General features: G+C 65.7%; 18 protein-coding genes. 9 read left to right on the plus strand and 9 right to left on the minus strand.

The window, feature by feature from the left end:
• Positions 1–33 precede the first annotated feature (33 nt).
• The 6 genes from ACFFWD_RS34760 to ACFFWD_RS34785 all read right to left on the minus strand — a co-directional run bounded on the left by ACFFWD_RS34760 (position 34) and on the right by ACFFWD_RS34785 (position 8,133).
• Complete coding sequence (locus tag ACFFWD_RS34760) at positions 34–2,814, minus strand: PAS domain S-box protein (protein WP_376973252.1); 2,781 nt, start codon at positions 2,812–2,814, stop codon at positions 34–36.
• 185 nt (positions 2,815–2,999) lie between these two features.
• Positions 3,000–4,118, minus strand: coding sequence for a branched-chain amino acid ABC transporter substrate-binding protein (locus ACFFWD_RS34765; RefSeq protein ID WP_376973255.1), 1,119 nt, complete (start codon positions 4,116–4,118; stop codon positions 3,000–3,002).
• A gap of 183 nt (positions 4,119–4,301) precedes the next feature.
• Positions 4,302–5,051, minus strand: a complete 750-nt coding sequence (locus ACFFWD_RS34770) for an ABC transporter ATP-binding protein (RefSeq protein ID WP_376973257.1) — start codon at positions 5,049–5,051, stop codon at positions 4,302–4,304.
• Positions 5,048–5,881, minus strand: coding sequence for an ABC transporter ATP-binding protein (locus tag ACFFWD_RS34775; protein ID WP_376973259.1), 834 nt, complete (start codon positions 5,879–5,881; stop codon positions 5,048–5,050). Before ACFFWD_RS34775 ends, ACFFWD_RS34770 begins: the two co-directional genes overlap by 4 nt.
• The gene (gene livM / locus ACFFWD_RS34780; protein ID WP_376973261.1) at positions 5,878–7,203 is read right to left on the minus strand and encodes a high-affinity branched-chain amino acid ABC transporter permease LivM; all 1,326 of its coding nucleotides are present in this window, start codon (positions 7,201–7,203) and stop codon (positions 5,878–5,880) included. The genes ACFFWD_RS34775 and livM overlap by 4 nt, the downstream gene beginning before the upstream one ends.
• 12 nt (positions 7,204–7,215) lie before the next feature.
• Entirely contained in the window at positions 7,216–8,133 is a 918-nt protein-coding gene (locus tag ACFFWD_RS34785; RefSeq protein ID WP_376973295.1) for an ABC transporter permease subunit, read from the minus strand.
• A gap of 662 nt (positions 8,134–8,795) precedes the next feature.
• Between ACFFWD_RS34785 and ACFFWD_RS34790 the strand changes: the two genes are divergently transcribed.
• Positions 8,796–9,305, plus strand: coding sequence for a hypothetical protein (locus ACFFWD_RS34790; protein ID WP_376973263.1), 510 nt, complete (start codon positions 8,796–8,798; stop codon positions 9,303–9,305).
• On the opposite strand, the gene ACFFWD_RS34795 is transcribed toward ACFFWD_RS34790, so the two are convergent.
• From ACFFWD_RS34795 to ACFFWD_RS34805, 3 genes are all read right to left on the minus strand, one after another.
• Positions 9,288–9,677: a carboxymuconolactone decarboxylase family protein gene (locus tag ACFFWD_RS34795; RefSeq protein ID WP_376973265.1), complete on the minus strand. Its 390-nt coding sequence runs from the start codon at positions 9,675–9,677 to the stop codon at positions 9,288–9,290. The two genes, ACFFWD_RS34790 and ACFFWD_RS34795, sit on opposite strands and share 18 nt — an antisense overlap.
• A gap of 134 nt (positions 9,678–9,811) precedes the next feature.
• Positions 9,812–10,594: a 3-oxoadipate enol-lactonase gene (pcaD, locus tag ACFFWD_RS34800; protein ID WP_376973267.1), complete on the minus strand. Its 783-nt coding sequence runs from the start codon at positions 10,592–10,594 to the stop codon at positions 9,812–9,814.
• A gap of 132 nt (positions 10,595–10,726) precedes the next feature.
• Positions 10,727–12,082, minus strand: a complete 1,356-nt coding sequence (locus ACFFWD_RS34805; protein ID WP_376973269.1) for a 3-carboxy-cis,cis-muconate cycloisomerase — start codon at positions 12,080–12,082, stop codon at positions 10,727–10,729.
• 217 nt (positions 12,083–12,299) lie between these two features.
• Between ACFFWD_RS34805 and ACFFWD_RS34810 the strand changes: the two genes are divergently transcribed.
• The 8 genes from ACFFWD_RS34810 to ACFFWD_RS34845 all read left to right on the plus strand — a co-directional run bounded on the left by ACFFWD_RS34810 (position 12,300) and on the right by ACFFWD_RS34845 (position 19,171).
• Positions 12,300–12,746 (plus strand): SRPBCC family protein, encoded by a 447-nt coding sequence (locus tag ACFFWD_RS34810; RefSeq protein WP_376973271.1) that lies wholly within the window; start codon positions 12,300–12,302, stop codon positions 12,744–12,746.
• Positions 12,747–12,901: 155 nt separating this feature from the next.
• Entirely contained in the window at positions 12,902–13,387 is a 486-nt protein-coding gene (locus tag ACFFWD_RS34815) for a (2Fe-2S)-binding protein (protein ID WP_376973273.1), read from the plus strand.
• An 83-nt stretch (positions 13,388–13,470) separates the two neighbouring features.
• Positions 13,471–14,274: an FAD binding domain-containing protein gene (locus tag ACFFWD_RS34820; protein ID WP_376973275.1), complete on the plus strand. Its 804-nt coding sequence runs from the start codon at positions 13,471–13,473 to the stop codon at positions 14,272–14,274.
• 101 nt (positions 14,275–14,375) lie between these two features.
• Positions 14,376–15,284, plus strand: a complete 909-nt coding sequence (locus ACFFWD_RS34825) for an AAA family ATPase (RefSeq protein ID WP_376973277.1) — start codon at positions 14,376–14,378, stop codon at positions 15,282–15,284.
• A gap of 28 nt (positions 15,285–15,312) precedes the next feature.
• The gene (locus tag ACFFWD_RS34830; protein ID WP_376973279.1) at positions 15,313–16,515 is read left to right on the plus strand and encodes a vWA domain-containing protein; all 1,203 of its coding nucleotides are present in this window, start codon (positions 15,313–15,315) and stop codon (positions 16,513–16,515) included.
• Positions 16,516–16,542: 27 nt separating this feature from the next.
• Positions 16,543–16,866 (plus strand): XdhC family protein, encoded by a 324-nt coding sequence (locus ACFFWD_RS34835; RefSeq protein WP_376973281.1) that lies wholly within the window; start codon positions 16,543–16,545, stop codon positions 16,864–16,866.
• A 2-nt stretch (positions 16,867–16,868) separates the two neighbouring features.
• Positions 16,869–17,570 carry an XdhC family protein gene (locus ACFFWD_RS34840; RefSeq protein WP_376973283.1) on the plus strand — a complete coding sequence of 234 codons (702 nt, stop codon included), beginning with the start codon at positions 16,869–16,871 and terminating at the stop codon, positions 17,568–17,570.
• Entirely contained in the window at positions 17,567–19,171 is a 1,605-nt protein-coding gene (locus ACFFWD_RS34845; RefSeq protein ID WP_376973285.1) for an NTP transferase domain-containing protein, read from the plus strand. The genes ACFFWD_RS34840 and ACFFWD_RS34845 overlap by 4 nt, the downstream gene beginning before the upstream one ends.
• Positions 19,172–19,252: the final 81 nt, after the last annotated feature.

Consider the following 19,252-nt stretch of genomic DNA (forward strand, 5'->3'; position numbering starts at 1 on the left):
GTCAAGGCCGGTATAGCAGCCGCAACGGATGCATCAACTGCCGAGCGCGGTCCGCAGCATGCGCGCGAGCTCGGACTTGCGGTAAGGCTTTGCCAGCAGCAGCACGCCGGTGTCGAGCCGGCCGTGATGCACGATGGCATTCTCGGTATATCCCGAGGTGAACAGCGTCTTCAGCGCAGGCCGCCGCTTCAGCGCCTCATCGACGAGCTGGCGGCCGTTCATCGCGCCCGGCATGATGACGTCGGTGAACAGCAGATCAATCCCGGCGTTGTCGTCGATCACCTGCAGCGCCTCCGCGGCGTTGGCGGCCTCGAGCGTGCCGTAGCCGAGGCTTGCGATCTGGGTGACGACATATTGCCGGACCAGCGCATCGTCCTCGACCACCAGGATGAGCTCGTCGCCGCCGCCGACGTCGGCGGAAGCGGTGGCCTCCGCCGCGGTCTGGCCGACGCCGGTGGCCCGCGGCAGATAGATCTTGACCGAGGTGCCGTGGCTTTCCTCGCTGTAGATCTTGATGTGGCCGCCGGACTGCTTGACGAAGCCGAACACCATGCTGAGCCCGAGGCCGGTGCCCTTGCCGACCTCCTTGGTGGTGAAGAAGGGATCGAACACCCGTTCCATCAGATTGGCGGGGATGCCGGTGCCGCTGTCGCTCACGGCGATCATCACATAGTGGCCGACCGTGACCTCGTCGTTCAATTCGGCATAGCCTTCGTCGAGATAGACGTTGCGGGTCTCGAGCGCGAGCTTGCCGCCATCGGGCATGGCATCGCGCGCATTGAGCGCGAGGTTCAGGACGGCGGTGGTCAGCTGGTTCGGGTCGACCATCGCCGTCCAGGCGTCGTCGGCGAGCATCGGTGTGATCTCGATATGCTCGCCGAGCGTCGGACGCAGCAGCTTGGCGGCCTCCAGCACCAGCCGATTGACGTCCACCTCGATCGGCTGCAGCGGCTGCTTGCGCGCGAATGCAAGGAGATGCTTGGTCAGGTTGGCGCCGCGTTCGGCAGCCTCGTCGATCAGCCGGGCGACCGCGATAAGGTCGGGCCGATCAGCGACGGCTTCCGCGAGGATACCGATGGTGCCGGTGATCACGGTCAGGATGTTATTGAAGTCGTGGGCGATGCCGCCGGTCAGCTGTCCGACCGCATCCATCTTCTGCGCCTGGCGGAACTGAGCCTCCGCGGCCTGCTTCTCGGTCAGGTCGCGGCCGATGAAGAAATGCCGGCGCACCGGCTCCGACCAGGTTCCCATCCAGGTCAGCGTCACCACATGTCCGTCCTTGTGGACGTAGCGGGTCTCGAAGTTGCGCATCTGGTGGCCGCGGCGGGCGGCGCGCATTTCGTTACGGGTGTTTTCCAGGTCGTCGGGATAGATGAACTCGACCGCGCTATGCCCGATCATCTCGGTGGGCTGATAGCCGAGGATTGCCGCTGAGCTTGGGCTGACCTGAACGAAGGTGCCCTTGGTGTCCGTCACCAGGATCAGATCCTGCGACGTCTCGAAGACGCGCCGGCGCTCCTCGATCTCCTGGCTCAAAGCCCTGCGCGCGTGCTTGCTCTCGGTGATGTCGCGCGCAGTCTTGGATGCGCCAACGATTTGCCCGGTCGCGGAGTGAAGAGGGGAGACGCTGAGCGACACGTCGACGGCGCGTCCGCTTCGATGGAGCCGCGTGGTCTCGTAATGTTCGATCTTTTCGCCGCGACCGACGCGTTCCAGGATATCGCGGACTTCGGCGCGGCGTTCCGGGGCGACGATGATGTCGATGCTCTGTCCGACCGCCTCGCCGGCGGAATAGCCGAACAACTGCTCGGCTGCACGGTTCCAGGCAGTGATCGTGCCATCGAGCGCCTGCGCGATGATGGCATCACTGGAGGATTCAACCACTGCGCTGAACAACCGCTCGCGCTCGGCGTGATGATTGCGTGCGGTGGCGGCCTCCCGGCGGGCGAGGCCGAGCAGCCGCGACATCTCGGCCTGCAGCGCGAAATTGTCGATTAGGAGCACCGTCAGCACGAAGCTCGCGGCGCACAGCCCGTAGAGGCGGCCGAGGTAAAAGCCGAGATCGAAGCGCGCCGCGTTCAGCATCGCCGACAATGCGATGTCGAACAGCCAGGCGCACAGCACGACCATGATCCAGACGTCGAGCACCGAATGCGGCCGGCGGAAGAACAGCACCGCCAGCGCGCCGAGGCAGAGGCACAAGATCGTGGATACCACGCCGATCATGGTCAGCGTGTAGTGTCCGCCGCTCAGCAGCACAGGCAGGGCATCGTGATGTTCGGTGACAAGCCAGGCGAACGCGGCCAGCGCAATGACAACCGCGACGACGCTGGCGAGGATCGCGCCGGTGGTCGAGGCCGGCACCTTGACGCCGCCGTCCTTGCCTTTCGACAGCGCATAGCCGAGCACGAGCAGCGGAAACACGCCGTGCCAGATCATGTAGAGCCAGACGGTGGTTTGCGGGCCCGCGCCGAGCAGCCCCGACGGCGCGAAGAGGCCGGGGAAGGTCAGTGCATGGGTCACCGCGGCGCCGGCCGTGAACAGATAGCCGCTCGCCAGCATGAGCAGCGCCCGCGAGCGAAGCACGCTGAACTGCGAGAACAGCAGGACGGCGGTGAGGATGTCGTTGATCGCGAGCGCGGATTGATAGCTCGCCACGAATGCCGGCACCGGCGCGAGCTGCGTGCCCGCGAACGGCACGGCGATTGCGAAGAGAACGGCCGAGATCGCGACCACCGCCACCGCCGTGGTGCGCTCGCTGCGCGACGCCGGCAGGGTCGAAAGGAAGATGCTGCGGTCGTTATCCGTCGGCACTCATGGTCTCCCGGAAGCCGGCAACAAAGACGCCAGGGAGGGAATTGCGGCAGGCGCGCACAATACTCCATCCGCGAGGGCGGAATATCTAGCCGATAGATGAATGCCTGCCAAAAACGCCCCGGCAAGCCGGGGCGTTTGCTGCGATGTTCCGATACAGATCAGCGCCAATGCGCTGACGGACTTCAGGACCCCTTCGGGTTGATCTCGGTGTAGTTGCCCTTGGCGTCCCACTTGTAGACGACATAGTCGATCGCCTTGATGTCGCCCTTGGCGTCGAAGCCCATCTTGCCGAGCACGGTGTCCCATTCGCCGGCCTTGATCGTGGCCATCACCTTCTTGGCGTCGGTGGTGCCGGCCTTGGCAGCGGCCTGCGTCCAGACCTGCATCGCGGCGTAGGTGTAGAGCGTATAGCCTTCGGGATCGATGTTCTTCGACTTGAACTTCTCGACGATCGCTTTCGCGGTCGGCTTGTTGCGCGGATCGGGGCCGAAGGTGAACAGCGTGCCTTCGGCGGCCGGGCCGGCGATCGTGGCGAACTCCTTGTCGTTCAGGGCGTCGCCGGCCATCAGCACGGTCTGCAGGCCCTGGTCGCGCATCTGGCGCAGGATCAGGCCAGATTCCTGATGATAGCCGCCGACATAGACCAGATCGATATTGTCGCGCTTTAGCCGCGAGACGATGGCGTTAAAGTCCTTGTCGCCCTTGTTGTAGGACTCGAACATCTTCTCCTGGAAGCCGGCCTTGTTCAGCGCCTTCTTGGTCTCGTCGGCAAGACCCTTGCCGTAGGTGGTCTTGTCGTTCAGGATCGCGACGTTCTTGCCCTTGTAGTTCTTCATGATGTAGTCGGCGGCAACCAGGCCCTGCTGGTCGTCGCGGCCGCAGACGCGCGCCACGTTCCAGAGCTTGCGCTCGGTGAACAGCGGGTTGGTCGAGGCCGGCGTGATCTGCAGGACGTTGCCGTCGGCATAGGCTTCGGACGCCGGGATCGAGGACGACGAGCAGAAGTGGCCGGCCACGAACGGGATCTTCGAGCCCGCGACCTTCTCCGCGATCGAGCGCGCCTGCTTCGGATCGCAGGCATCGTCGTTGGCTTCAAGCGCGAGCTTCTTGCCGAGCACGCCGCCGGCTGCGTTGATATCGGCAACCGCCTGCTCCGCGCCGTTCTTCATCTGGCGGCCGAAGGCGGATTCGGAGCCCGTCATCGGGCCCGCCACTGCGATGGTGATGTCCTGCGCAAACGCGCTCGCCGACAGTGCGAACGAAGCGCCCAATGCCAGGCCGATGAGCTTTAGTGATTTCATGACAAGTCCTCGTGGTCGTTGCCCATATGGAAGCACCCGGCAGGCCGGGTGCGATAACCGGCGCCATTCTCGGCTGATTTTGCGGCGAAGTCACCGGCAATTTTCCGGCAAATCAACAATCTGCCCGCAGCGTCTTGCTGCAGGATTGTGGCGGGCGGCAGCGACGCGCGCGCCGGGCGGCAATCAGCCGCGGCGGCCGCCTTCCAGATAGGCGGCACGGATTTCCGGGCGCTGCAGCAATTCGGCGCCGGTTCCGGCCAATGTAATCAGGCCGTTGACCATGACATAGCCGCGATGGGCGAGCTTCAGCGCGTGGTTGGCGTTTTGCTCGACGATCAGCACGGTGAGGCCGTCCTGCCGGTTCAGGGTGCGGATCGCGTCGAAGATCTGCCGCGCGATCAGCGGCGCAAGCCCAAGCGAGGGCTCGTCCAGCATCAACAGGCGCGGTCGGCTCATCAGCGCGCGGCCGATCGCGAGCATCTGCTGCTCGCCGCCGGATAGCGTGCCACCACGCTGCGCGACGCGCTCCTTCAGGCGCGGGAACAGGGCGAAGACGCGTTCCAGTCCGGCGGCGCGCTCGGCGTCGCTGCTATCGGTCGCGTCGGCGCCCATCTGCAGGTTCTCCGCGACGCTCATCCGCGGAAAGATCCGCCGTCCTTCCGGCGATTGCGCGATCCGCAGCCGGGCGATCTCGTGGGTCGGCACGCCGGTGATGTCCTGGCCGTCGAACTCGATGTGGCCGGCGCGGGCGCGCGGCTTGCCGAAGATCGTCATCATCAGCGTCGACTTGCCGGCGCCGTTGGCGCCGATCAGCGCCACGATCTCGCCGGCGTTGATCTCGATATCGACGCCCTTGAGCGCCTCGATCTTGCCGTACGCGGCGCGCAGCCCGCGGATCGCGAGCAGGGGTGTTGCTGCCAGTGCCGCGCTCACGTGCCGCTCTCCATCACGGCGATCGCTTCCTCTTCGTCCGCGCCAAGATAGGCGGCGATCACCTTGGGATCGTCGCGCACCGCCTGCGGCGTGCCTTCGGCGATCTTGACGCCATAGTCCATGACCACGACGTGATCGGAGATCTCCATCACGACCGACATGTCGTGCTCGATCAGGAGGATCGATGTGCCCTGTTCGGCACGGATCGAAAGCAGCAATTCGTTGAGCGCGCCGCTCTCGCGCGTATTCAGGCCGGCCGCCGGTTCGTCGAGGCAGAGCAGCGCGGGTTCGGTGCACATCGCGCGCGCGATCTCGAGCCGCCGCTGGTCGCCATAGGGCAGGTTGCCGGCGGCGTCGTCGGCGCGGTCGAGCAGCCCGACCCGGTCGAGCCAGGTCCGAGCCAGATCGATGGCGCGCTGCTCGGCATCGCGCCATGACGGCACGCCGATCAGGCCGAGAAAGGTCAGGCCCGAGGCGCGCATCAGCATGTTGTGCTGGGCGACCATCAGGTTTTCCAGCGCGGTCATGCCGGGAAACAGGCGGATGTTCTGGAACGTGCGCGCGACGTTTGCCCGCTTGGCGATGCGGAAATCGTTGAGGCGTTCGAGCGCGATCGTGCGGCCGTCGTCATGGGTCAGGCGGATGGTGCCGCCGCTCGGCCGGTAGAAGCCGGTGATGCAGTTGAACACCGTGGTCTTGCCGGCGCCGTTCGGTCCGATCAGCGCCGTGATCTTGCGCCGCTCGGCCGCGAAGAAGAGGTCGTTGACGGCGACGATGCCGCCGAAGCGCATCATCAGATGGTCGACGACGAGGATATGGTCGTTGCTCATCCGTGGCCCTCCTTGACGAGGTCGGATGAGATCGCCTGGCTGCGCTCCAGGAACACGGTCGGGGCGCGGTGCCCGATCAGCCCGCGCGGCCGCCAGATCATCAACAGCACCATCGCCATGCCGAACACCAGCATGCGGAACTGCTCGAAGCCGCGGAACAATTCGAAGCCGCCGATCATGGTGAGGGCTGCGAGCGCTACGCCGAGCTGCGAGCCCATACCGCCGAGCACAACGATCGCCAGCACCAGCGCCGATTCCTGGAACGTGAAGGATTCCGGGCTGATGAAGCCTTGCCGCGTGGCGAAGAACGCGCCGGCGAGGCCGCCGAACAGGGCACCGGTCGCAAATGCGGTGAGCTTGGTCGTGGTGGTGTTGATGCCGAGCGCACGGCAGGCGACCTCGTCCTCGCGCAGCGCCTCCCAGGCGCGGCCGAGCGGCAGGCGGCGCAGCCGGATCGTCACCCAGTTGGTGACGAGCGCCAGCCCCAGGATCACGTAGAACAGGAAGACGATGCGGTGGGTCGGCGAGAATTCGATGCCAAGAAGCGCCGCGAGCCCGTCATCGCCCGCCGTCAGCGGAATGCCGAACAGGGTCGGGCGCGGGATGCCGGATACCCCGTTGGGGCCGCCGGTCAGGCTCTGCCAGTTGATGATGACGAGGCGGATGATTTCGCCGAAGGCGAGCGTGACGATGGCCAGATAGTCGCCGCGCAGCCGGAGCACCGGGAAGCCGAGCATTACGCCCCAGCACGCGGCCAGCATGCCGGCGAGCGGTAGGCAGACCCAGAACGACAGTCCGAAATTGGTGGCGAGCAGCGCATAGGAATAGGCGCCGACCGCGTAGAAGGCGACGTAGCCGAGATCCAGCAGGCCGGCGAGGCCGACCACGACGTTCAGCCCCCATCCCAGCATCACATAGGTCAGGACCAGGATCGCAAGGTCGAGAATGTAGCGCTGGTTGTAGAAGATGACGGGGACGAGGAGGGTGAAGATCAAGAGCGCCGGCGCCAGCCAGCGTCCGGCGAATCCCAGCGCGGCCTGCACGGGTTTCGGAACGATGCGGTCCTTGTCGACTGGCCCCCACCACTGCCGGAGCAGTTCGATGATGATGCTGCCGCCGAACACGGCGCCGACGATCGCGGCGAGATCGCCGAACCGCGTCCAGTAGATCAGGCCGCCTTGCGGGCCGGCCTCGGTGCGCACGCCGATCATCAGCGAGAACAACACCAGCGCAACCAAGGCGCTGATCAGGGCTTTCTTCAGGATGAAGGCGCTGCCCGAGGGCTGCGGGGCGTGCGAGGGGCGGGCTGGGGTCGCGCTCACTAATGCCGCCCGTCAGACTTTTTCGACTTCGGGGCGGCCGAGCAGGCCGGTCGGCATGAAGATCAGCACCACGATCAGGATCGAGAACGCCGCGACGTCCTTATACTCGACCGAGAAATAGGCCGACCAGAACGTCTCGATCAGGCCGATCGCAAGCCCGCCGAGCATCGCGCCGGGCAGCGAGCCGATGCCGCCGAGCACCGCCGCGGTGAAGGCCTTGATCCCGGCGACGAAGCCCATGAAGAAATCGACCAGGCCGTAATAGAGCAAGTACATCATGCCGGCGACCGCGGCGAGCGCAGCCCCGATCACGAAGGTCATCGAGATGGTGCGGTCGACGTCGACGCCGAGCAGCGCAGCCATGGTCTGGTCCTGCTCGCAGGCACGCATGTCGCGTCCGAGCCTTGTATTCGAGACGAGCCAGGTGAACAGCGCGAGCAGCACCACCGTGGTCAGCACGACGACGATCTGGATGTTGGAGAGCTGCACGACGAAGCCGCCGGCGCCCTCATGCAGCGTATAGCCGCCGGTGATGATCGGCGGGATCGGCTTGACGCGCGCGCCCTGCGAGACCTGGGAGTAGTTGGTCAGCACGAAGGACATGCCGATCGCCGACAGCATCGGTGCAAGGCGGAACGAATGCCGCAAGGGGCGGTAGGCGATCCGCTCGACGGTCCAGCCGTAGAGCGCGGTGATGGCCATGGCGACCAGCAGCATGACCAGGAGGATGACCGGGACCGCGGAGAGGCCGAGCGACACCAGCACCAGGAACGAGATCAGGGCGATGAAGCCGCCGATCATGAAGATGTCGCCGTGGGCAAAATTGATCATGCCGACGATTCCGTAGACCATCGTGTAGCCGATGGCGATCAGGCCGTAGATCGAGCCGAGCACGAGGCCGTTGATCAGTTGCTGGGCGAAATAGTCCAGTTGCTGGGCGATATGATCCATGCGCTGCCGTTACTCGCGGAGTGACGCGGCGAGGGCTCCCGGCAGCCTTTTTCGTCGCGTCGTGCCATTTTCTAACAGTGGAACACCGGGGGCGGCAACAGCGCCGGCCGCCGCCGAAAGGGCTTGTACATAACAAGTTTGGCGGGTGCGGTTCCTTTGTCACAGGGACGACATGGCTTTGCCTTGCAATGATCACGCCGGAACTGCTGTTCCGTCGCAACCCCCCTTGTTGCCGTCGCGTTGTCCTTATGCCTCCAAATGCAACAAGGGAGATCAGTGGATGAGCAGCCAGAACCCGGGCCAGCAGAGCCCAGGCCAGCAGAACCCTGGCCAGCAGAAGCCAAGTCGGAAGCCCGGTCAGCAGCAGCAGGGCGGCGGGCAGAAACCCGGCCAGCAGCAACAGGATCCGGGCCGCCAGGGCCAGAGTCCGGATAAGGACCCTGGTTCGGAACCAAGGCAGCCGTAAGTGCAGTGAGAAAAGCCCCGCGGAAGCGGGGCTTTTCCTCTTGGGACGCCGGCCGGGCTGTCCACGGCTCCATTAAGGTAAACAAAGGGTTTAAATTGCCGCCCGCAGTTTATCGGCGTTACGTCGCAGGCCAACCGCCGCCTGCCCTAAGGCTGCGGAAACAGCGGGAAGCGACATGTTCAGCAATTGGCGGATCAGTTCGTTCAACGGCGCGCTGCTTGCGGCCTATTTCATTCCGGTCTGGACGCTGATTGCCTTCAACATCATGGTGTCCCCGATCCACGGGCTCTACGAGCGGCCGAGCGTGTCGATCGCGCTGTTCGCCAGCGACCATTGGCAGCTCGCCAAGATGACCACGGTGCGGCTGGCCTGGCTGCTGGCGCTGGCGCGGATGACCGTCGTAGCGTTCTTCGCGATCTTCCTTGCGATGCTGGTCCGCCCCTCGTTCCGCAAGAGCGGCGCCTGCAACGAAGCGCTCGGCATCGCGCTTGGCCTCGGCAGCGTGCTCTGCTTCGTCAGCATGCTGATGGCCTCGAAGGTCGGCGAGGTCGAGGCGCTCAGGATGCACGCGGCCGAGCTGCTAATGCTGCTTGGCACCACAATCGTGATGGCGCTCGAGCGGCCAGCGCAGCCGCGGGTTGCGGTCAGCGTGCCCGCCGGCCAGCTGTCACTTCAGCAGTCCTAGCTCGGCGATGATCGCATTTGCTTCCTTGACGGCGTGGTTCGCCGCAGGCACCCCGCAATAGATCGCCTGCTGCAGCAGGATTTCCTTGATATCATCGGGCGTGAAGCCGCCCTCGGTGAGCGCGGCGCGCACATGCAGGCGGAATTCGTCCCACTGGCCGAGCGCGACCATGGTGCCGATGACAAGCACGCGGCGGGTGCGATGATCGAAATGCGGCCGCGTCCAGATGTCGCCCCATGCATAGCGGGTGATCAGGTCCTGGAAATCGGTGTTGAACGCGTTGCGGTTCTTGATCGACTTGTCGACCCATTCATTGCCCAGCACCTTGCGGCGCTGAGCCATGCCGTCGTCGCGGCGTTGATCGTCGTCCATGACGCTCTCTCCCCGTCATTGCGAGTCATGAAATCGTAGCCCGGATGGAGCGCAGCGCAATCCGGGGTTCAGCGTTCGCGGCAGGGCCGGTCCCGGATTTCGCTTCGCTCCATCCGGGCTACATGCTGTCCGTGTTACCGTTGCGTCAAAAAGCCGACCACGGCTTCCGTGAAGGCGTGCGGCTGCTCGACGTTGGAAATGTGCGCGGCGTCGAGCAGCGTCATGCTGGCGCCGGGGATGTTGCTGCGGATGAGTTCGGCGTCGGCTATCGTCGTCGACATGTCCTGCCGTCCGGCGATCACCAGCGTCGGGCTCTTGATCCTGGGCAGCAGTGCGCGCTGGTCGAGCGTCGACAGCGCCTCGCAGCAGGCAAGGTAGCCCTCGACCGGCGTGGTCAGCATCATTGCTTTCATGTTGGCGGCGACTTGAGGTTCGCGCTCGCGAAAATCCGCCGTCAGCCAGCCCGCCATCACGGCGTCGGCGACCGCGGCGATGCCGCCGGCCTTCACCGCCTTGATGCGGTCGTGCCAGCGCGTCGGGTCGGGATAATAACAGGACGTGTTGGCGAGGATCAGCTTGCCGAAGCGATCCGGCGCGTTGGCGCCGAGCCATTGGCCGACCATGCCGCCCATCGACAGGCCACACCAATGCGTCTTGGCGATGTTGAGGTCGTCGAGGATCGCCAGCACGTCTCGGCCGAAGCGCTCCATGGAGTACGGCCCGGGCGGTACGCTCGACTTGCCATGGCCGCGGCGGTCGTAGCGAATGACGCGGAAGACCTGCGTCAGCGCCTTCATCTGCGGCTCCCACATCTGCATGGTCGAGCCCAGCGAATTCGACAGCATCAGCGTCGGTCCGCCGTCGCGGCCTTCCACGGACACGTTGAGCAGGCACCCGTCGGCGTCGATCATTGGCATCGGCTTGATCCTTCTGTCATGCGCGGCGAAAGCGCGAAGCGCGTCTTTTCTTCATGCGACCCGCGCATCCGTCCAAAATGAATCTCTTCCTGATGATGGATTGCCGGGTCAAGCCCGGCAATGACATCCTCGTTACTTCTCATCGAGCGAGGCGAGCAGGCGGTCGATCAGCGCTTGCGAGGCGCCCTGATATTCCATCGGCTCGAACAGCTTTGCGATCCTGCCGGCGTCGAGATGCGCGGTGACCTTGGCATTCGCGCTCAGCACGTCGCGCAGATGCCGCTTCTCGGCGACCGCCGTCTTGCTCGCGGCCTCGATCAGATGATGAGCGTCGCTCTTCCCGATCTTGTCCGCGAGCGCCATCGCCACCGCTTCGGCCATGATCAGCCCGCCGGTTGTATCGAGATTGGCGCGCATGCGCGCGGCATCGACCTCGAGCCCTTCGGCGAGATCGACGATCGCGGCGAGCGCCCCTGACGTCACCAGCATCAGGCTCGGCAGCGTCGGCCATTCCGCGTGCCAGGGACCGGCGCTGCGTTCATGGTCCTGCACCTGTGCGGCGAAAATCGTGGCGGCGAGGTTGGGGGCCATGGTCGCCGCGCCGAGCGCGCTCGCCGCCGCCACCGGATTGCGCTTGTGCGGCATGGTGGAGGAGCCGCCGCGGCCGACGCCCGCGGGCTCGAAGGCCTCGGCGACGTCGGTCTGCATCATCAGCGAGACGTCGCGCGCGATCTTGCCGCAGGTGCCGGTAATGATGGCGAACACAGACGCCGCGTCCGCGATGCGGTCGCGATGGGTGTGCCAGGGCGCGTCGGGCAGCGGCAGCTTGAGCTCACGGGCGAGTTGTTCGGCGACCACGAGGCCCTTGTCGCCGAGAGCGGCCAGCGTCCCGGCCGCGCCGCCGAATTGCAGCGCCAGCGTCTCGTTGCGCAGCCGTGCGAGGCGCTTGCGGGAGCGGTGCAGCGCCGCGGCATATTCGGCGAGCTTCAGGCCGAACGGCATCGGCAGGGCGTGCTGCAGCCAGGTGCGCGCCACCACCGCGGTGTCGCGGTGTTTCCGCGCCAGTCCGGCAAAGCCTGCGACGGCGCGATCGAGGTCGGCACGCAGCGCGTCGATGCCGGCGCGCAGGGAGAGCATTGTCGCGGTGTCGATCACGTCCTGGCTGGTCGCGCCCCAATGCACATAGCGGGCGGCGTCCTTGTCCGTCGTCGCGACATTTGCGGTCAGCGCCTTGACCAGCGGAATCGCGAGATTGCCGGACCGTGTCGCGGCCTCCGCCAGGGCAGCGCGGTCGATTGATTCGGCCTGGCAGGCGGTCCCGATCGGCCCCGCCGCCTGCGCGGGGATCACGCCGCAGGCCGCTTCTGCGCGGGCCAGCGCGGCCTCGAAGTCCAGCATGTTCTGCAGATAGGCGGCATCGTCGCACACCGCGCGCATGGCGGCGCTCGACAGCATCGGCGCAAGCAGGGGTGAGAGGGCTGTGCTCATGTTGCGCGACCTAACCATTCCCGCGCGCGCCTGCCAATGCCTGAAGGCGGTTTGCCCAAATTCTCAACCGCAAGGGTAATCGCGCGAATTTGTGAACGATGGGATGGTCTTGCTGCGCTGCGAATATGCATCGCTCATCCTCCGAAGGTGCCCTTTCCTTTGCGCGCCGGCTGCTTTACTTGGGGGAAAAGGTTTCAAGCAATCCAGGAGGCCCCTCATGGCCATGACGATGACCGGCGAAGTCCAGCTTCCGGCGACCCGCCAAGCTGTGTGGGACAAGCTCAACGACCCCGAGGTGCTGAAGGCCTGCATCCCCGGTTGCGAGGAGCTGGAAAAGACCGACGAGCATGGCTTCCGCGCCACCGCCAAGATGAAGGTCGGACCGGTCTCGGCCCGCTTCAAGGGCAAGGTCACCTTGAGCGATCTCGATCCGCCGAACGGCTACAAGATCTCGGGCGAGGGCGAGGGCGGGGTGGCCGGCTTCGCCAAGGGCGGCGCCTCCGTCGCGCTCGCCGACAAGGATGGCGGCACTCTGCTCAGCTACAACGTCGAGGCGCAGATCGGTGGCAAGCTCGCCCAGCTCGGCCAGCGCCTGATCAACGGCGCGGCGAAGAAACTGGCCGACGAATTCTTTGCCAATTTCGCCAAGGCGGTGCAGGGTTAGCCCTGCCAATAGCCCAGATCAGTCATATCTGGCCATGCCCTGGATGAGTGGCTCGAAAGGTTGCTCATTGCAGGGCCCGCCCATATTATGCCGCCTGGAATGATTTTAAACCGCCTGTTCTGCCGATATGCGGCAGGGCAGATAAGAGAGTGCTGATGGCCAAGATTTCAATGATCGTGAACGGCAACCCCGTTAACGCGAACGTCGACCCCCGTACCCTGCTCGTCCAGTTCCTGCGCGAAAACCTGCGGCTGACCGGTACCCATGTCGGCTGCGATACCTCGCAGTGCGGCGCCTGCGTCGTGCATCTGGACGGCAAGGCGGTGAAGTCGTGCACGACGCTGGCGGTGATGGCCGACGGTCACGAGGTCAAGACCATCGAAGGGCTCGCGGCCGACGGCGGGCCGCTGCATCCGATGCAGGAAGCGTTCCGCGAGCATCACGGCCTGCAGTGCGGCTTCTGCACGCCCGGCATGATCATGACCGCGGTCGACATCGTCCACCGCAAGGGCCACGACCTCTCCGATGAAGTGATCCGCGAAGAGCTGGAAGGCAATCTGTGCCGCTGCACCGGCTATCAGAACATCGTCGCTTCGATCGCCGCCGGCGCCAAGGCCATGGCGAAGTCGGACCTCGCCTAAAGCATGATCCGGAAAAGCGTGAAGCGGATTTCCGAAAAGATCATGCTCCAGTAAATATCGCGACAAGCGATCAGGACATTCCAATGTACGAATTCAAATATCATCGTCCCGCGACCGTACGGCAGGCCGCCAACCTGCTGGTGAAGAACGAGGACGCCAAGGTGATTGCCGGCGGTCATACGCTGGTGCCCGTCATGAAGCAGCGACTGGCGAGCCCGCCGCATCTGGTCGATCTCTCTCACATCGAGGGCCTCGACACCATCGAGATGAAGGGCCGCTCGCTGGTGATCGGCGCCACCGCGACGCACGCCGACGTTGCCAGCTCCGCCACCGTCCGCGAGGCGATCCCGGCGCTTGCCGAGCTCGCCGGCATGATCGGCGATCCCGCCGTGCGTCACCGCGGCACCATCGGCGGCTCGCTCGCCAACAACGACCCGACCGCCGACTATCCGGCCGCGGTGCTGGCGCTGGGCGCCACCATCGTCACCAACAAGCGCCGCCTGAAGGCCGAGGAGTACTTCCAGGGCCTGTTCACGACCGCGCTCGAGCCGGACGAGATCATCACCAAGGTGATGTTCCCGCTGCCGAAGAAGGCGGCCTATGTGAAGTTCCGCAACCAGGCCTCGCGTTATGCGTTGGTCGGTGTGTTCGTGGCCAAGCGGCCGTCGGACGTCCGCGTCGCGGTGACCGGTGCCGGTTCCGACGGCGTATTCCGCGTCACCTCGTTCGAGGAAGCGCTGAAGAAGCGCTTCTCGCACAAGGTGCTCGACGGCATGACGGTGCCGGCCGATGGCCTGAACAGCGACCTGCACGGCAGTGCCGAGTATCGGGCACACCTGATCGGCGTGCTGACGCGCCGGGCCGTGGAAGCCGCGACCGCGAAGTAGCGGTTCGGGCGTGATCAAGGCCTGATTTTGCTGACGACTGCTCTAAGAACGACTGCTCCAAGAACTGCTCCAAGAACTCCTGCGCGAAGACTGGCTGTCCCATGAGTGCATCGGCGTTACCCACTTCCGTCGATGCGCTGCTGGAACTCCTGACATCGCGCGGCTATCTGGCAGAGCGGTCGCTCGCGACGGTGACGTATCTCGCGCTGCGGATGGGCCGGCCGCTGTTCCTTGAGGGCGAGGCCGGCGTCGGCAAGACCGAGATCGCAAAAGTGCTGTCGGCTGCGCTCGGGCGCAAGCTGATCCGCCTGCAATGCTATGAGGGCCTCGACGTTGCGTCGGCGGTCTACGAGTGGAGCAGTGCGGCCCAGATGATCGCGATCCGGCTGGCGGAAGCCGCCGGCGATACCGATCGCGACCAGCTCGCCAGCGACATCTTCGCCGAGCGCTTCCTGATCAAGCGGCCGCTGTTGCAGGCGCTGGAGCCTGATGTCGCCGGCCCGCCGGTGCTCCTGATCGACGAGCTCGACCGCGCCGACGAGGCGTTCGAGGCCTATCTGCTCGAGATCCTCAGTGACTTCCAGGTCACCATCCCCGAGCTCGGCACCGTGAAGGCGCCGGCGCCGCCGATCGTGATCATCACCTCGAACCGGACGCGCGAGATCCACGACGCGCTGAAGCGCCGCTGTCTCTACCACTGGGTGGAATACCCGACTGCCGAGCGCGAGCTTGCGATCGTCAAGTCGCGCGTACCCAACATTTCCGCAAAGCTGTCGCAGCAGGTCGTCCGCTTCGTGCAGGCGCTGCGCAACCAGGATTTCTACAAGTCGCCGGGCGTGGCAGAGACCATCGACTGGGCGACCGCGCTCTCCGAGCTCGATGCGCGCTCGCTGACCCCGCAGGTGGTCGGCGACACCCTCGGCGCGCTGCTGAAATACCAGGACGACATCGCGCGCCTGCAGGGCGATGCGCTGCAGAAGACCGTGAAGGAAGCGACGAGCGAGACCTGACGGTATCAGTCGCAAACCGAGGTGTCCGATGGCGATCAATCACCTTGCGCCTCCTACGGGCCACATGGCCGACAACATCATCGGCTTTGCCCGCGCGCTGCGGGCGGCCGGGCTCCCGGTCGGCCCCGGCTCGGTGATCGATGCGCTCAACGCGCTGCAATTGATCGAGGTCGGCAACCGCGCCGACCTCTTCACCACACTGGAATCGATCTTCGTCAAGCGCCACGAGCATGCGCTGATCTTCCGCCAGGCCTTCGACCTGTTCTTCCGCGCCGCCGAGGAGTGGAAGAGCATGCTCGATTCGGTGGCGCTGCCCGACCACGCCAAGAAAAAGCCGCCGCCGGCCTCGCGCCGGGTCCAGGAGGCGATGTCGCAGCCCGCGATGCGCGAGGAGCGGCCGCAGGCCCAGGAGCAGGAGCTGAAGCTCTCGGTCTCCGACAAGGAGGTGCTGCAGAAGAAGGATTTTGCGCAGATGACTGCGGCCGAGATCGCCGAGGTTGTCAGAGAGATCGCCCTGATGCGGCTGCCGCAGGCCGAACTCACAACCCGCCGCTACCAGCCGGATGCGCGTGGCTTGCGCCTCGATATGCGCCGCACCGTGCGCAACTCGCTCCGCACCGGCGGCGAGATCATCGATATCCGCAAGCTCGGCCGGATCGAGAAGCCGGCGCCGATCGTGGCGCTGCTCGATATCTCCGGCTCGATGAGCGAATATACTCGTCTGTTCCTGCATTTCCTCCATGCCATCACCGACGCCCGCAAGCGCGTCTCGGTGTTCCTGTTCGGCACCCGCCTGACCAATGTGACGCGTGCGCTGCGGCAGCGTGACCCGGACGAGGCGCTGGCGAGTTGCTCGTCCTCGGTCGAGGACTGGGCGGGCGGAACGCGGATCGCGACCTCGCTGCATACCTTCAACCAGCTCTGGGCCCGCCGTGTGCTGGGGCAGGGGGCGATCGTGCTCCTTATATCCGACGGACTAGAACGGGAGGCGGACGCCAAACTGGCCTTCGAAATGGACCGGCTGCACCGCTCCTGTCGCCGCCTGATCTGGCTCAACCCGCTGTTGCGCTACTCCGGCTTCGAGGCCAAGGCGCAGGGCATCAAAATGATGTTGCCGCACGTTGACGAATTCCGCCCGGTGCATAACTTGACGTCCATCAAGGGGTTGATCGAGGCGCTATCGTCGCCGCCGCCGGCGCATCACCGCAGCCTGATCCGCTCCGTAGCCTGAGAAGCATCCGAATTAAAGGAGGCCGCTTTGCTGAACCGCGACGAAGACATCCTTCAGGCCGCCGAGACCTGGCAGAAGCAGGGCCACGGCGTCGCGCTCGCAACCGTGGTCGAGACCTGGGGCTCGGCACCGCGGCCGGCGGGCTCGAGCCTCGTCATCAATGATGACGGCACATTCCTGGGGTCCGTCTCCGGTGGCTGCGTCGAGGGCGCCGTCGTCACCGAGGCGCTCGATGTGATCGCGAGCGGTCAGTCCAAGATGCTTGAATTCGGCGTCGCCGACGAGACCGCCTGGAACGTCGGCCTGTCCTGCGGCGGCACCATCCGCGTCTTCGTCGAGAAGGTCGGCTAGCCGTGAAAGTCGAAACGCTGAAAGAGTTGAACGCCGAGCGCGCCGCGCGCCGCCCGGTCATCATCGTCACCGACACCGCCAATGGCGAGCAGCGCCTGGTGAAGGCCAAGGACATCGCCACCGACCCGCTGCGCGCCGAGCTCGCAAAACAGCTCCGGATGGGCAAGAGCGGCAATGTTGAGGTTGGCGGCAAAAAGCTGTTCCTCAACGTCTATGCGCCGACCGCAAAACTCGTGATCATCGGCGCGGTCCATATCAGCCAGGCGCTGGCGCCGCTGGCGCGCTCGCTCGACTATGACGTGACTGTGGTCGACCCGCGCACCGCGTTTGCGAGCCCGGAGCGCTTCCCCGACGTGCCGCTGGTCGCCGAATGGCCCGACGTCGCGCTGCCGCCGCTCAACATCGATCACTACACCGCCTTCGTCGCCGTTACGCATGATCCCAAGATCGACGACCCGGCGCTGCTGCACGCCTTCGATCGCGACTGCTTCTATATCGGCGCCCTCGGCTCGCGGAAGACGCACGCCAAGCGCGCCGAGCGGCTGCGGGCGCAGGGCGCCAAGGACAGCGACATCGCGCGCATCCATGCGCCGATCGGCCTCGACATCGGTGCGGTGTCGCCGTCGGAGATCGCTGTTGCGATCATGGCCGAGATCACCGCGCAGTTGCGTTTGCCCCCCAAGGAAAAAGAAGAAGCGGCATGAAATTCGGTCCCGCCAGTCCGGCCGACGCGATTGGCGGCGTCACCGTGCACACGCTGCGCCAGGGCTCGTTGGTGCTCAAGAAGGGCACGACGATCGGGCCGGAGGAGGTCGAGGCGCTCACCAGGGCCGGGGTCAAGGAAATCGTCGTGGTGCGGCTGGAAGAGGGCGACGTCTCCGAAGACGTCGCGGCCGCCAGCATCGCGCAGGCGGTGGCCGGCGACGGCGTCAATGTCGAGCGCGCCTTCACCGGCCGTGCCAATCTGTTCGCAGGCCGCGCGGGCGTGCTCGTCGTCGACCGCGCCGCAGTCGATCGCATCAACGGCGTCGATGAAGCCATCACCTTTGCGACGCTGTCGGCGTTCAAGCCGGTCGTCGAAGGCGAGATGATCGCGACCGTCAAGCTGATCCCGTTCGGCGTCGAGGGCAAGCTGCGCGATGCCGCGGTCGCGGTCGCGGCTAAGGATACGCTGCGGATCGCGCCCTACACGATCAAGAAGGTCGGCGTGGTCTCGACCTTGCTGCCGGGGCTCGCGCCCAAGGTGGTCGACAAGACGCTGCGCGTGACCGCGGAGCGGCTGGCGCCGGCGGGAGCCGCCATCATCGCCGAGCGCCGCGTGCCGCATGACGGGACCGTGCTCGCCGCATCGATCAAGGAATTGCTCGGCCTCGGCGCTGAGCTCGTCATCGTGTTCGGCGCCTCGGCGATCGCCGACCGGCGCGACGTGATCCCGGCCGCGATCACCGGGATCGGCGGCGCTGTCGAGCATTTCGGCATGCCGGTCGATCCCGGCAATCTGCTTTTGATCGGCAGCGCTGGCGGCGTGCCGGTCTTGGGCGCGCCGGGCTGCGCGCGCTCGCCGGTCGAGAACGGTTTTGACTGGGTGCTGATGCGGCTGCTTGCCGGCATCAAGGTCACGCGGTCCGATCTCACCGGCATGGGCGTCGGCGGCCTGTTGATGGAGATCGTGACGCGGCCGCAGCCGCGCACCGTCCCCGACACCGAGGGCAATCGCAACGTTGCGGCGATCGTGCTCGCCGCCGGGCGTTCGACCCGGATGGGCGGCCCCAACAAGCTGCTCGCCGAGCTCGACGGCAAGAAGCTGGTGCGCATCGTCGCCGAACAGGCGCTGGCCTCGAAGGCGTCTGAGGTGATCGTCGTCACCGGCCATCAGGCCGAGCTGGTCGAGCAGGCGCTGGCCGGGCTCAAAATAAAATTCGTCCGCAATCCGGATTTCGCCGGCGGGCTTGCGAGCTCGGTGAAATCAGGCATCTCGGCGGTGCCTGATAGTGCCGACGGTGCCGTGGTCTGCCTCGGCGACATGCCGCTGATCGATGCGCGGCTGATCGACCGCCTGATCGAGACCTTTGCGCCGGACCGCGGCCACCTGATCGCAGTCCCCGTCAGCGAGGGCCGGCGCGGCAATCCGGTGTTGTGGTCGCGGCGCTTCTTCAGCGAGCTGATGACGCTCGATGGCGACATCGGCGCCCGCCATCTGATCGCCAAGCACGCCGAAGCCGTCGCCGAAGTCCCGGTCGAGGGCGATAGCGCCTTCCTCGACATCGACACCCCGCAGGCGCTGGAGGCGGCCCGGCGGGGATAAGTCTTTGCGTCGTCCCGGCGCAGGCCGGGACCCATATGTGGACGGCCCCCGTGGCACAAGAGCTTTCTGGAATTGGTCGGA

Source organism: Bradyrhizobium erythrophlei (assembly GCF_042430365.1).
In the GTDB taxonomy this organism is placed as follows: Bacteria; Pseudomonadota; Alphaproteobacteria; order Rhizobiales; family Xanthobacteraceae; genus Bradyrhizobium; species Bradyrhizobium erythrophlei.